A 13,386-nucleotide genomic window follows, 5' to 3' on the forward strand; every position below is an offset into this window, starting at 1 on the left:
GTGCGTTCAGAGCGCCGACGCACAAGGCCGGCGGGAGGAATTGTCATGCGCACGAAGGTCGTCATCGTCGGAGCCGGCCCCGCCGGTCTACTGCTCGGCCGGCTTCTGGACACGCATGGCATCGACAACGTCATCCTGGAACGCCGCAGCCCCGACTATGTGCTCGGCCGCATCCGCGCCGGCGTGCTTGAACGGGGCACGGTCGAACTGCTGGAGCGTTCCGGCGTCGCGGAACGCCTGCACCGCGAGGGCTTGGTGCATAACGGCGTCGAACTGAGTTTCGACGGCCACCGGCAGCGTCTGGATTTCTTAGCGCTGGTCGGGAAGACCGTCACCGTATATGGCCAGACTGAGGTGACGCACGATCTGATGGATGCCCGCGCCGCCTCGCACGCGACGACCGTCTATGAGGCGGAGAATGTCACGCTGCACGGTTTTGATAGCGCGTCGCCTTCCGTACGCTACGAAAAGGGCGGCGTTGGCCACGAGATAGCCTGCGACTTCATCGCCGGCTGCGACGGCTTCCATGGCGTCTCCCGCGCCAGCGTGCCAGACAAGGCGCTCTCGACCTTCGAGCGCGTCTATCCCTTCGGCTGGCTGGGCGTGCTGGTTGAGAAGCCGCCGGTTTCGGACGAGCTGATCTATGCCAACCACGAGCGCGGCTTCGCGCTGTGTTCCATGCGTTCGCCGACGCGCAGCCGCTATTACGTACAGGTGTCCACTGACGAGCATGTGGAGGCGTGGTCGGACGAGCGCTTCTGGGACGAACTCAGGAACAGGCTGGACGCCGAAACCGCCGGGCGGCTGCAGACAGGAGCCTCGATCGAGAAATCCATCGCACCGTTGCGCTCCTTCGTGGCCGAGCCGATGCGCTTCGGTCGCCTGTTCCTTGCCGGCGACGCCGCCCATATCGTGCCGCCGACCGGCGCCAAGGGGCTCAACCTGGCGGCGCATGATGTCGGCTTGCTCGCCGACGCGCTGATCGAATTCTATGAGGAGCGCTCGCAGGCGGGCATCGATGCCTATTCCGCCCGCGCCCTCGAACGGGTGTGGAACGCCGAACGGTTTTCCTGGTGGATGACCTCGATCCTGCACCGGCTGCCGGAAACGGATGCGTTCGGCCGCCGCATCCAGAAGGCGGAACTCGACAATCTAAGGCTGTCGAGGGGGGCAGCTAGCGCTTTCGCGGAAAGCTATACCGGAGCGTTCGCGGCGAGCTGAGCGCAGATCGCCCACCGTCGCTTTCGCCAGATTTGCGGCTTGGCGCGGCCAATTTGATTCTCATCAAGTTGCCCTACGGTGAATACCTTGCAGACCGGACATGGACCGGTGGGGACGAATAGGCGGGCTGACCGGCCGCAGTCCTGAAAATTGATGCACCTGCGGAACAGCCATGAAAAACCGGGCCTCGCATTCGAATTTTTTGGGTACAGTTCACCAAAATCCCTGAAAAATGGCTCTAACTTATGAAAAAATGATGCGTCAAATGCGGATGTCTCGAAAAGTGATTCTGAAAGTAGTTGAAAAAACTACTCGAAAAGTACGTTTTGCTGCGGTCGAGTCAGGCCGCGTTCCTACCGCAGGCTTTCCAACTCGCGGATGCGTTTGGCGCTGTCGGCCTCGAGCTGCCGGGTGACGGCGCCAATCAGCGTTTCGGCAACGACGAAAAGGGCCGCCGAAGAGTCCCAGGCCGAGGGCACGGCGGTGCGCCCGGCGATGACATGGCGGGCGAAGCGGGCGATCGGCGACAGCCACTGGTCGGTGAACAGCACGATCTGCACGCCGCGCTGGTGCGCCGTCTCGGCGAAACGGACGAGGCTGTCCTGGTAGCGCCTGATGTCGAAGATCACCAGCACGTCGCGCTTGCCCATGTCGATTAGCCGGTCGCGCCAGACGCTTTCCTGCCCGGCGAGGTGAAAGACATTGGGCTGGACGATGGCAAGGTGGGCGGCCATGTAGCGCGCCAGCGGATCGGTGAAGCGGCCGCCGATCAGGAAGGTTTTGCCGCGGCGGTCGGCAAGTTTTGCGACGATGTCGGCAAGCTGCTTGTCGGACAGGTGCCTGAACGTCTCGCGCATGTTGTCGAGCGTCGCCTCCAGCATTGGCGACACCGCGCCGCCGTTCGGCGATGGCGGGTTGAGCGTGCGTGACGCCGGCGACTGCAGTTGCGCCGCCAGTTCGTCCTGCAGCGCCGACTGGAATTCCGGGTAGTTCTGGAAGCCGAGCCGGGCGACGAAACGCAGGATGGTCGGCGAGGAGACACCAGCGGCAGCCGAGAATTCGGCGACCGTCTTCAGGCCGATCAGCGGATAGCTGGCGATCAGCGTCTGCGCTGCGCGGCGCTCGCCCGCCGGCATCGCGCCGATGCGGTCCGAGATCAGTTCGGCAATGCTCGAAATCATCTTTTCCCCAAGCCCCGGCCGTTTTGCCGAAATCGCATTTGACCCGAAATCGCGTTTGACAAAGCCCGGCAAACTGTATGAAATCATCCACAGGGACGCAATGAGGCAAAATACGTAACATACAATACAGCGCTCCCCGGGGACGACAGGATAATGGAGACAGCACGGCCCGCCAGCCTTGCATCGCCTGAGACCGTGAGGGTGACGAACCCCGGCGGATCGAGCCCTTTCGTGCTGACCTGCGACCACGCCTCCAATTTCCTGCCGCCGGAATTCGGAACGCTCGGCCTTGCTGCCGAAGAGCTTTCCCGCCACATCGCCTGGGATCCCGGCGCGCTGCCGGTGGCCCGACGCATGGCCGCGGCGCTTGACGCGACGCTGGTCGAGACCGGCATTTCGCGCCTTGTCATTGACTGCAACCGGCCACTGGACGCGCCCGACCTGGTGCCGCCGGTCAGCGAGACCACGGCCATTCCGGGCAATACCGGCCTGTCGGAAAAGCAGCGAACCGCGCGCATCGCTCTGTCCTGGCAACCCTTCCATGATGCGGTCGCGAGTATCATCGACAAAAGGCTGGCGCGCGGGTTCGAGACGCGGCTGGTTTCAATCCATTCCTTCACCCCGGTCTACAAAGGTATGAGCCGGCCCTGGCACATCGGCATCATCCATGACGAGGATCGCCGGCTGGCAGCGCCGCTTGTCGCCGCGCTGCAGCGGCTCGCCGGCGTCACGGTCGGCATCAACGAACCCTATTCGCCGGCCGACCGCGTCTATTTCACGCTGGAACGGCACGCGCGTCCGCGGGGGCTGCCCTGCGCGATGATCGAAATCCGCAACGACGAAATATCCGACGAAGCCGGGCAGCGAAAATGGGCGGATCTGCTCACGGGGATTTTGTCCGATCTCGAGCCGTCATCCGGATCCCAGGGATCTGGCCGGCGCGGGCTCGGCCATCCGGTGGAACCGGTCAACTGACAAGAAGAAGGGGACTTTCAAATGGCAGGCGGTAATACGAAGCAAGTCGGCAGCGTCGCATACGCGAAGCGCGACAAATCTTATTTCGAGGACCGGCAACTGGTGCGTCACGCCAATGTCTGGCATCTGTGGGCGCTCGGCGTGGGTGCCGTCATATCGGGACATTTTTCGGGCTGGAATTTCGGATTCGGGACGGGCGGCTGGGGCGGCATGCTGGTGGCCGGCATCATCATCGCCATCATGTATATCGGCCTCGTCTTCTCGATCGCCGAGATGAGCCCGGCTTTGCCGCACACCGGCGCTGCATACTCCTTCGCCCGGACGGCGATGGGGCCATGGGGCGGCTTCATCACCGGACTTTGCGAAAACGTCGAGTATGTTGTGACGCCCGCCGTCATCGCCTTCTTCATTGGCTCCTACATGGGAGGCATCTGGTCGGTCGCCTTTCCCGACTCCAGCGTCTGGCCACCACTTTGGTGGCTGGTGACCTATGCCGTGTTCCTGGCGCTGAATATTTTCGGCGTCGCGCTGTCCTTCCGCGTCACCCTGGTCGTGACGCTGCTGTCGCTCGCCGTGCTGATCGTATTCTGGATCAGCGCCATTCCGAGCATGGACTTTTCGCGCTGGGCGCTGAACATCGGTGTCGGCCCGGACGGAGCGGCGATGGAGCTTCCCGAAGGCAATGGCTCGATGTTCCCGTTCGGCTTCTCGGGCGTGCTGGCGACGCTGCCCTTCGCGGTGTGGCTGTTCCTGGCGATCGAGCAGCTTCCGCTGGCGGCCGAAGAGTCGGTCGACCCCAAGCGCGATATGCCGCGCGGCATTATCGCCGGCATGCTGACGCTGATCGTCTCGGCCTTCATGATCGTGCTGCTCAACCCGTCGGTCGTCGGAGTCGGTTCCTTCAAACTCGCCACTTCCGGCGAGCCTTTGCTTGACGGGTTCCGGGCGATTTATGGCGACTCGGGCGCAGTGCTGCTTGGCCTCATCGCGCTGATTGGGTTGATCGCAAGCTTCCACACCATCATCTTCGCCATGGGCCGCCAGGTCTATTCGCTGAGCCGCGCGGGCTATTTCCCGTCGGCGCTGTCGGTGACCCACAAATCCTACAAGACTCCCTATGTGGCGATGTTTGCGGGCGCCATCGTCGGCTTCGGCATCATGCTGATCATGTGGTTCGCGCTTGGCGGCGATACGGCCGGTTCGCTCATCGGCTCGGTGTTGCTGAACATGGCGGTGTTCGGGGCGATGTTCTCCTACATCCTGCAGGCGGTGTCCTTCATCTTGCTGCGTCAGAACCAGCCGAACATGGAGCGTCCTTATCGCAGCCCGCTCGGCGTCCCGGGCGCCGTGCTGACGATCGTCATCGGCGTGGTCACCCTGCTCTACCAGATTCAGGACGCGAACTTCACCAAGGGCGTGGTGTGGGTGGCGCTGTGGTTCGCCATCGCGATCGTCTATTTCGGGCTGGTCGGCCGTCACAAGCTGATCCTGTCGCCGGAAGAAGAGTTCGCGCTGGAGCACGCGCAGAAAGCCTGACCTTCCTCGAACCCGAAAAACACCCGGCCGCTTCTCGCGGCCGGATCCAGATTTGAACTCTCGAAGCGCCACAAAGGCGGCGGAGCTTGCAAGAATGGCCGGAAATTTTTCTTTCGATCAGTTGAAGAAGGCGGTCTCAAGCGGTGAGGTCGACACGGTGCTGGCCTGCATCGTCGACATGCAGGGGCGGCTGGCGGGAAAGCGGTTCCTGGCCCAGTATTTCGTCGATTCCGCCCATGATGAGACGCATGGCTGCAATTATCTCTTGGCCGCCGACATCGATATGGAGCCGGTGCCCGGCTACAAGGCGGCGAGCTGGTCGAAGGGTTACGGCGACTTCGTCATGAAGCCCGATTTGTCGACGCTGCGGCGCATTCCATGGCTGGAAAAGACGGCGCTTGTGATCTGCGACGTGCTTGACCACCACACCCATGATGACCTGCCGCATTCGCCGCGCGCCATCCTGAAGAAGCAGGTCAAACGGCTGAGCGAGCGCGGCTATATCGGCTATTTCGCCTCCGAGCTCGAATTCTATCTGTTCAGCGAAACCTACGATTCGGCTCGTAAGAAGCACTGGCAAGGCCTCGACACAGCCTCGCCCTATATCGGCGACTACCAGATCGGCATCACCACCAAGGAAGAAGGCGTCATGCGCCGGCTGCGCAACGAGATGGAAGCGGCCGGCATACCGATCGAGAACTCCAAGGGCGAGTGGGGTCCGGGCCAGGAAGAAATCAACGTCCGCTATGCCGAGGCGCTCGACATGGCCGACCGCCACGTCATCCTGAAGAACGGCGCCAAGGAGATCGCCGAGTCTGAAGGCAAGGCGATTTCGTTCATGGCCAAGTACAATTACGGGCTGGCCGGCAATTCCAGCCACATCCACAATTCGCTGTGGAGCGCCGACGGCAAGACGCCGCTTTTTTATGACAAGAATGCCGAATGGACGCTGTCTACGCTCGGCCAGCAATGGGCGGCGGGCCAGCTCAAATACGCCAAGGAATTCACCTGGTTCCTGGCGCCCTACATCAACTCCTACAAGCGCTTCCAGGCCGGCACTTTCGCGCCGACCAAGATCATGTGGAGCCAGGACAACCGCACCGCCGGTTTCCGCCTGTGCGGCGAGGGCACCAAGGGCATCCGCATGGAATGCCGCATCGGCGGTGCCGATCTGAACCCCTATCTCGCCTTCGCCGCGCTGATCGCGGCCGGCCTTGCCGGCATCGACGAAAAGCTTGAACTGCAAAAACCCTTCGTCGGCGATGCCTATCAAGCCTCGCAGCTGCCGGAAATTCCGAAGACCCTGCGTGATGCCACCGAGACGCTGGCGAAATCGGAGATGCTGAAGCAGGCGCTCGGCGACGGCGTGCTCGAGCATTATGTCCATACGGCACACTGGGAGCAGTTCGAATACGACCGCCGCATTACCGATTGGGAACTGCACAGGGGGTTCGAGCGGTACTAAACTACGCCAGTGCTGCCTTCGGCCTTTGGTGCCGGACGGACGGGCGGCCAAACCGAGATTGTCATCTAACCGTGAGGACCCAAAGGAATGACCGAAACGGTCAAGATAAAATCTCCCGTTGATGGTTCGATCTATGCCGAGCGGCCTGTGGCCACGGACCAGGCGATCAATGCGGCGGTCGAGCGTGCCAAGGCGGCGCAGGAGAAATGGGCTGAGACACCGATCGTCGAGCGCGGCAAATACATGCTTGCCATGTTGGAAGCGTTGGTCGCCATGACCGACGAGATTGTGCCGGAGATCGCCTGGCAGATGGGTCGTCCGGTGCGCTATGGTGGCGAGTTCGGCGGCGTCAGGGAACGTACCAGCTACATGGTCGAGATCGCCGAAGCGGCACTCAAGCCGGTCCTCGCCTCCAATCCGAAGGACGGGTTTCGCCGCTATGTGAACAAGGTGCCGCTCGGCGTGGTCATGGTGATTGCGCCGTGGAACTATCCCTATCTCACCGCCGTCAACACCATCGTGCCGGCGCTGATGGCCGGCAGTGCCGTCATCCTTAAGCATGCGGCGCAGACGCTGCTGGTCGGCGAACGTTTTCAACAGGCGTTCGACAAAGCGGGCCTGCCCAAGGGTCTGTTCCAGAACCTCATCATGAACCATGTGCAGACCGAAAAACTGCTCGGCACGGGCAAGATCGACCATGTCAATTTCACCGGCTCGGTTGGCGGTGGCCGCGCCATCGAAAAGGCCGCGGCAGGCACCTTCATGACGCTCGGCCTCGAACTCGGCGGCAAGGACCCGGCCTATGTCCTGGCCGACGCCAAGATGGATCATGCCGTCGCCAACCTGGTCGACGGGGCCTTCTACAATTCCGGCCAGTGCTGCTGCGGCATCGAGCGCGTCTATGTCCATGAGAACGTCTATGATGAATTCATCGAAGGCTTTATCGCCGAAACCAAGAACTACGTCGTTGGCAACCCACTCGACCAGGCGACGACGATGGGGCCGATGGCACAGGCGCGCTTCGCCGACCTGATCCGCGAGCAGAAGGCCGAGGCGCTGCGCAAGGGCGCCAAGGCCCACATCAACATGAAGGTTCCCAATGACGAGCAAGGCTCGCCCTATCTGGCGCCAGAGGTGCTGACCGAGGTCGATCATCAGATGAGTGTCATGCGCGAGGAAAGTTTTGGGCCGATCGTCGGCATCATGAAGGTGCGCAACGACGAAGAGGCGATCGCGCTGATGAACGACAGCCCCTATGGGCTGACAGCCTCGATCTGGACGCGCGATATTGAGCATGCAGTGGCGATCGGCGACCGTGTCGAGACCGGCACCGTGTTCATGAACCGCTGCGACTATCTCGATCCGGCGCTGGTCTGGACCGGTGTCAAGGACACCGGCAAGGGCGCCGCCCTGTCGGCCATCGGCTACGACAATCTGACGAGGCCGAAATCATATCACTTGCGTGAAGCCATCTGAATTTCTGAAAGATAAAAATGTCAAAACTCATTTCCAAATGGAATTATCCGACAACCGTGCGCTTCGGCGCGGGACGCATCAAGGAATTGCCTGATGTGCTTGATGCCACGGGCATCAAGCGGCCGCTCTTCGTTACCGATCCGGGGCTAGCCAAGCTGCCGGTGGTCGCCTCGACGCTGAAGATCCTCGACGACGCCAAGGTACCCTATGGCGTGTTTTCCGAGGTCAAGCCGAACCCGGTCGACTCCAACCTGACCGCCGGCATTGCCGTGTTCCAGAAGGGCAAGCATGACGGCGTCATCGCCTTCGGCGGCGGTTCGGCGCTCGACCTCGGCAAGCTGATCGCCTTCCAGGCCGGCCAGGCGCGGCCGGTCTGGGATTTCGAAGATATCGGCGACTGGTGGACGCGCGCCAACTCCGATGCGATCGCACCGATCATCGCCGTGCCGACCACCGCCGGCACCGGCTCGGAGGTCGGCCGCGCCGGAGTCATCACCAATGAAGCGACCCACACCAAGAAGGTCATCTTCCATCCGAAACTTTTGCCGGCCATCGTCATCGCCGATCCGGAATTGTCGGTCGGCATGCCGGGCTTTATCACAGCCGGCACAGGCATGGACGCGCTTGCTCACTGCCTCGAGGCCTATTGCGCGCCGGGCTATCATCCGATGGCCGACGGCATCGCTGTCGAAGGCGTGCGGCTCGTCTTGGAGAACCTGCCGAAGGCCTATGCCAACGGTAAGGATCTTGTCGCCCGCGCCCACATGATGAGTGCGGCCGCCATGGGCGCCGCCGCTTTCCAGAAGGGGTTGGGCGCGATCCACTCGCTGTCGCATCCGATCGGCGCGCTCTACGACACCCATCACGGCATGACGAACGCCGTGTTCATGCCTTATGTGCTGGCCTTCAACCGCGACGCCATCGAGGTGCGCATCGCCCGGCTCGCGGCTTATTGCGGCATCAAGGGCGGCTTCGAAGGCTTCGCCAAGGCCGTCATCAAGCTTCGCAAGGAATTGAAGGTGCCGCACGCGCTGCCGGGCCTGATCAAGGGGCTTGACATGGACAAGAAGCGCAAGGGCCTGATCGCCGACATGGCGGTGGTCGATCCGACCGCCGGCGGGAACCCGGTCAAGCTGACCAGGAAGGCGGCGCTGACGCTGCTCGACAATGCCATTGCCGGCACCGTCTGAGACGGTTTTTCGCGCCGAAAGTTGATCTGGGAAATTGAGGGCAAAGAAAGGGGAAAAAATGGAAGTTAAGACAGAAGTTCGTTAGCCGGAAAAATAATCGCAGAGCGATTGCTACAGCCGGTTAAAAAGAGTTTACTTTTTCGTACTGCAGGGCATCGCTTTCACAAAGCTTTCATCGGGCTGTCACACGAAAACGATACCGCATCGCAGGCGTCCAACGGCGTCAGTTCAACGGAGAGAACACATGTTCAAATTCACGGGAAAAGTGCTTTCCCTTACGGCCGTCGCCCTGATGGCGACCTCTGCCATCTCGTCGGCGCAGTCCATGGATGAACTGGTCGCCGCCGCCAAGGCGGAAGGCCAGCTCACCACCATCGCGCTGCCGCACAGCTGGTGCGGCTATGGCGACGTCATCGCCGGCTTCAAGGCGAAGTATCCGGAAATCACCATCAACGAGCTCAATCCCGATGCCGGCTCCGGCGATGAGATCGAGGCGATCAAGGCCAACAAGGACAATAAGGGCCCGCAGGCGCCTGATGTCATCGACGTCGGCCTGTCTTTTGGCCCGTCCGCCAAGGCAGACGGCCTGATCCAGCCCTACAAGGTGTCGACCTGGGATACGATCCCTGACAGCGCCAAGGATGCCGATGGCTACTGGTACGGCGACTACTACGGCGTGCTCGCCTTCGGCGTGAACAAGGCCGTCGTGCAGAACGCACCACAGGACTGGGCTGACCTGCAGAAGCCGGAATACGCCAACTCGGTGGCGCTCGCCGGTGACCCGCGCACCTCGAACAACGCCGTCATGTCGGTCTACGCCTCGGGCCTCGCGGCTGGCGGTACCGGCGGCCAGGACGCAGCCGCCAAGGGTCTGCAGTTCTTCAAGCAGCTCAACGATGCCGGCAACTTCGTGCCGGTCGACGGTGAAGCGGCAGCTGTCGCCCAGGGCACGACGCCGATCGTGATGAACTGGGACTACAACCTGCTCGCCATGCGCGACAAGATGGCCGGCAATCCGGAAATCGAAATCGTCGTGCCAAAGGGAGCAGTGGTCGCAGGCGTCTACGTACAGGCGATCAGCGCCTATGCGCCGCATCCGAACGCCGCCAAGCTGTGGATGGAGTATCTCTACTCGGACGAAGGCCAGCTCGGCTGGCTGAAGGGCTACTGCCACCCGATCCGCTTCAATGATCTCGCCAAGAAGGGCGTGATCCCGAAGGAGATGCTGGACAAGCTGCCGGCTGCCGAGAACTACGAAAAAGCGATATTCCCAACCTTGGAGGAACAGAACGCCGCCAAGAAGGAAATCAGCACGAACTGGGATGCCATCGTTGGCGCCGTCGTGAAGTAATTCATAGGGCGCCGGCCGGTTCGCCGGCCGGCGCCCTATGCCAGACTTCGGGAATTCCATGGCAGAGTCCACAATCTCCCAGACAGCCCGCGTCAGTCCTGGCGCGCCGGAGATCAGCCGCCTTCGGCTGCCACTGCATTGGTTAGGCGTAACGCCGTTCTTCGTTTTCGCGCTGGTCTTTCTGATCCTGCCCACTGTAGGGCTGATCGCGGGCGCGTTCAAAAATGCAGCCGGCGACTATACGTTCGACAACATCATAGCGTTGTCGCAACCCAAGCTCGCCGCGGCCTATTGGGTATCCATTCAGATCAGCTTTGTTTCTGCGGTCCTTGGCGCGTTGATCGGCCTGGCCATGGCGGTGGCAGTGGTTCGCGGAGGCTTGCCGCCGTGGTTACGCTCGGCGACCTTGACCTTCTCGGGCGTCGCCTCGAATTTCGCGGGCGTACCGCTGGCATTCTCGTTCATTGCAACGCTAGGTCGGCTCGGAGTGGCGACGATCCTGTTGCGTGACGTTTTCGGCATCAACATCTATTCGCTCGGCTTCAGTATCTTTTCGTTTTGGGGCCTGATTCTCACCTATCTCTATTTCCAGATCCCATTGATGATCGTCATCATCACGCCGGCGGTCGATGGGTTGAAGAAGGAATGGGGCGAAGCTGCCGCGACGCTCGGGGCAACCAATTGGCAGTATTGGCGCATGGTGGTCATCCCGGTGTTATGGCCGAGCTTTCTCGGTACGACGGTCCTCCTCTTTGCCAATGCCTTCGGGGCGGTCGCAACGGCCTATGCACTGACGGGGCCGTCACTCAACATCGTGCCCATCCAGCTGTTCGCGCAGATTCGCGGCGACGTGCTGTACAATCCGAATCTAGGCTATGCGCTTGCATTCGGCATGATCGTCATCACCGGCCTGGCCAACCTCTTCTATATCTTGTTTCAACGGAGAGCCGAACGGTGGCTGAAATGAAGCAAGGCAGCCGCTTTTGGGCTTGGCTCGTTTTTGGCGTGGGAACCACTTATTTTGTCCTGCCGCTTTTGGCGACCTTTGAATTCTCGTTGCGTAAGCGGCGAGGGGAATATTCCTTTGACGCCTACCGCTCAGTCTTCGGAGATCCGAATTTCCAGACGACATTTACCTATTCCGTCGTTGTGGCGGTCTTCACCATCCTTCTGGGCGTACTGCTCGTTGTCCCGACGGCTTACTGGATACGGCTGCGGCTACCGAATCTGCGGCCGGTCGTAGAGTTCATCACGCTGCTGCCCCTGGTTATTCCCGCTATCGTCATCGTCTTCGGCTACATCAGAATGTTCGGTTCGAATTCAACGCTGCCTTTTCTGGCGACAGCGCGCGGCACCGATGCTCTGCTGGTCATCGGCTATGCAGTGCTGGCGCTGCCCTATATGTACCGGGCGGTCGATACCGGTCTCAGGACCATCGACGTCAGAACGCTCACCGAAGCCGCACAAATCCTCGGCGCCGGCTGGACCACCATCATCGCTCGCATCATCCTGCCGAACGTACTGATCGCTGTCTTATCCGGCGCGTTCCTGAGTTTCGCCATCGTCATCGGCGAGTTCACCATGGCCTCGCTGTTGAATCGCCCAGCCTTCGGCCCCTATCTGCAGAACATCGGCGCCAACAGTGCCTATGAGCCGTCGGCACTGGCGCTCATTTCGTTCGCCATCACCTGGGGCTGCATGTCGCTGATCCAGATCCTGTCGCGTTTTGCGCCGCGATCGGCGAACCGGCCAAACTGATCGAAAAGTACTGATCGAAAGAAAAAGCCATGGCCGAGCCATTCCTCTCCATCCAGCAGGTGCGAAAAGCCTTCGGCGCCACCACCGTCGTCCAGGACTTCAATCTCGACGTCGAGCCGGGCGAATTCGTCTCCTTCCTCGGACCATCGGGCTGCGGCAAGACGACGGTGCTGCGCATGGTCGCCGGCTTCGAGGAACCGAGCGCCGGCAAGATCGTGGTGGCCGGCAAGGACATCACCCGGCTCAAGCCCAACCAGCGCAATGTCGGCATGGTGTTCCAAGCCTATGCGCTGTTTCCGAACCTGACGGTGGCGCAGAACATCGGCTTCGGGCTGAAGGTTGCGGGCATGCCAAAGGCCGATGCCGACAGGCGCGTTGCCGAGATGCTCGACCTCATCAAGCTGCCGCAGATGGGCGACCGCTATCCCTATCAGCTCTCCGGCGGCCAGCAGCAGCGTATCGCGCTGGCGCGGGCCATCGCGCCGAAGCCGAAGCTCCTGCTGCTCGACGAACCGCTGTCGGCGCTCGACGCCAAGGTGCGCGTGTCGCTGCGCGAGGAAATCCGCTCGATCCAGAAGAAGCTCGGCATCACCACCGTCTTCGTCACACACGACCAGGAAGAGGCGCTGTCGATTTCCGACCGCATCGCCGTCATGTATGGCGGCAAGGCCGAGCAGGTCGGCACGCCGTTCGAGATCTACAACCGGCCGGCGACCAAGTTCGTCGCCAATTTCGTCGGCACGCTGAACGTGATCGAAGGCACCGTCACCGACGCGGCGTCGGGCAAGGTGCGCGTCAACGCGCAAGAGATCTCGCTGCAGGGAAAGCTCAACGGCTCCAAGTCCGGCGACACGCTGTCGCTGGCACTGCGGCCCGAGGCGATTTCGCTCGGCCGCCATCCCGGCCGTGACGCCAGCCTTTCGGGCGAGATCACCGAAGTGCATTTCCTCGGCTCGGTCATCCGGGTTCGCGTCGGCATCGGCGGCAGCACGGTGTCGCTCGACACGTTCAACAGCCCGGCCACCCCGCCGCCCGCCGTCGGCGAAAAGGCCGAGATTTCCTTCTCGTCGGGCGACATGCTGGTGCTGCATTAGGGGAAGAGTGAATGATGAATAGTGAATGGTGAATAGTGAACAACAAGAAGTCACTTTACGCGCCGAAATTTCTCTGCAAGCGACCATTCACCATTCACCATTCACCATTCACCATTCACCATTCACCAGCACCCGAAGC

At 61.5% G+C, this 13,386-nt stretch carries 11 protein-coding genes; 10 read left to right on the forward strand and 1 reads right to left on the reverse strand.

The window, feature by feature from the left end:
• Positions 1-45 precede the first annotated feature (45 nt).
• Positions 46-1,221 (forward strand): 4-hydroxybenzoate 3-monooxygenase, encoded by a 1,176-nt coding sequence (pobA, locus tag A9K68_RS10030; RefSeq protein ID WP_065007626.1) that lies wholly within the window; start codon positions 46-48, stop codon positions 1,219-1,221.
• A gap of 353 nt (positions 1,222-1,574) precedes the next feature.
• Here pobA and A9K68_RS10035 read toward each other — a convergent pair whose 3' ends face one another.
• Complete coding sequence (locus A9K68_RS10035) at positions 1,575-2,402, reverse strand: MurR/RpiR family transcriptional regulator (protein ID WP_065007656.1); 828 nt, start codon at positions 2,400-2,402, stop codon at positions 1,575-1,577.
• Positions 2,403-2,555: 153 nt separating this feature from the next.
• On the opposite strand from A9K68_RS10035, the gene A9K68_RS10040 reads away from it, so the two are divergent.
• From A9K68_RS10040 to A9K68_RS10080, 9 genes are all read left to right on the forward strand, one after another.
• On the forward strand, positions 2,556-3,377 hold the full coding sequence (locus A9K68_RS10040) for an N-formylglutamate amidohydrolase (RefSeq protein ID WP_065007625.1): 822 nt from the start codon (positions 2,556-2,558) through the stop codon (positions 3,375-3,377).
• A 21-nt stretch (positions 3,378-3,398) separates the two neighbouring features.
• Positions 3,399-4,913: an amino acid permease gene (locus tag A9K68_RS10045; protein WP_065007624.1), complete on the forward strand. Its 1,515-nt coding sequence runs from the start codon at positions 3,399-3,401 to the stop codon at positions 4,911-4,913.
• Positions 4,914-5,007: 94 nt separating this feature from the next.
• Complete coding sequence (locus A9K68_RS10050; protein ID WP_065007623.1) at positions 5,008-6,378, forward strand: glutamine synthetase family protein; 1,371 nt, start codon at positions 5,008-5,010, stop codon at positions 6,376-6,378.
• An 87-nt stretch (positions 6,379-6,465) separates the two neighbouring features.
• Entirely contained in the window at positions 6,466-7,854 is a 1,389-nt protein-coding gene (locus tag A9K68_RS10055) for an aldehyde dehydrogenase family protein (RefSeq protein ID WP_065007622.1), read from the forward strand.
• 17 nt (positions 7,855-7,871) lie between these two features.
• Positions 7,872-9,044 carry an iron-containing alcohol dehydrogenase gene (locus A9K68_RS10060; RefSeq protein ID WP_065007621.1) on the forward strand — a complete coding sequence of 391 codons (1,173 nt, stop codon included), beginning with the start codon at positions 7,872-7,874 and terminating at the stop codon, positions 9,042-9,044.
• A gap of 244 nt (positions 9,045-9,288) precedes the next feature.
• Positions 9,289-10,395: an ABC transporter substrate-binding protein gene (locus A9K68_RS10065; protein ID WP_065007620.1), complete on the forward strand. Its 1,107-nt coding sequence runs from the start codon at positions 9,289-9,291 to the stop codon at positions 10,393-10,395.
• Between the two features lie 58 nt (positions 10,396-10,453).
• Complete coding sequence (locus A9K68_RS10070; RefSeq protein ID WP_065007619.1) at positions 10,454-11,362, forward strand: ABC transporter permease subunit; 909 nt, start codon at positions 10,454-10,456, stop codon at positions 11,360-11,362.
• Positions 11,359-12,153, forward strand: coding sequence for an ABC transporter permease (locus A9K68_RS10075; protein ID WP_065007618.1), 795 nt, complete (start codon positions 11,359-11,361; stop codon positions 12,151-12,153). Before A9K68_RS10070 ends, A9K68_RS10075 begins: the two co-directional genes overlap by 4 nt.
• A 29-nt stretch (positions 12,154-12,182) precedes the next feature.
• Positions 12,183-13,247: an ABC transporter ATP-binding protein gene (locus A9K68_RS10080; protein WP_065007617.1), complete on the forward strand. Its 1,065-nt coding sequence runs from the start codon at positions 12,183-12,185 to the stop codon at positions 13,245-13,247.
• Positions 13,248-13,386 lie beyond the last annotated feature (139 nt).

Source organism: Mesorhizobium sp. AA22 (genome assembly GCF_001672375.2).
Taxonomy (GTDB): Bacteria; Pseudomonadota; Alphaproteobacteria; order Rhizobiales; family Rhizobiaceae; genus Mesorhizobium; species Mesorhizobium wenxiniae.

What these genes read in the sequence shown, in the direction of transcription:
- A9K68_RS10080 (WP_065007617.1), top strand. Translation starts at nt 12,183, where the DNA reads ATGGCCGAGCCATTCCTCTCCATCCAGCAGGTGCGAAAAGCCTTCGGC.
- pobA (WP_065007626.1), top strand. Translation starts at nt 46, where the DNA reads ATGCGCACGAAGGTCGTCATCGTCGGAGCCGGCCCCGCCGGTCTACTG.
- A9K68_RS10050 (WP_065007623.1), top strand. Translation starts at nt 5,008, where the DNA reads ATGGCCGGAAATTTTTCTTTCGATCAGTTGAAGAAGGCGGTCTCAAGC.
- A9K68_RS10065 (WP_065007620.1), top strand. Translation starts at nt 9,289, where the DNA reads ATGTTCAAATTCACGGGAAAAGTGCTTTCCCTTACGGCCGTCGCCCTG.
- A9K68_RS10060 (WP_065007621.1), top strand. Translation starts at nt 7,872, where the DNA reads ATGTCAAAACTCATTTCCAAATGGAATTATCCGACAACCGTGCGCTTC.
- A9K68_RS10075 (WP_065007618.1), top strand. Translation starts at nt 11,359, where the DNA reads ATGAAGCAAGGCAGCCGCTTTTGGGCTTGGCTCGTTTTTGGCGTGGGA.
- A9K68_RS10040 (WP_065007625.1), top strand. Translation starts at nt 2,556, where the DNA reads ATGGAGACAGCACGGCCCGCCAGCCTTGCATCGCCTGAGACCGTGAGG.
- A9K68_RS10070 (WP_065007619.1), top strand. Translation starts at nt 10,454, where the DNA reads ATGGCAGAGTCCACAATCTCCCAGACAGCCCGCGTCAGTCCTGGCGCG.
- A9K68_RS10055 (WP_065007622.1), top strand. Translation starts at nt 6,466, where the DNA reads ATGACCGAAACGGTCAAGATAAAATCTCCCGTTGATGGTTCGATCTAT.
- A9K68_RS10045 (WP_065007624.1), top strand. Translation starts at nt 3,399, where the DNA reads ATGGCAGGCGGTAATACGAAGCAAGTCGGCAGCGTCGCATACGCGAAG.
- A9K68_RS10035 (WP_065007656.1), bottom strand. Translation starts at nt 2,402, where the DNA reads ATGATTTCGAGCATTGCCGAACTGATCTCGGACCGCATCGGCGCGATG.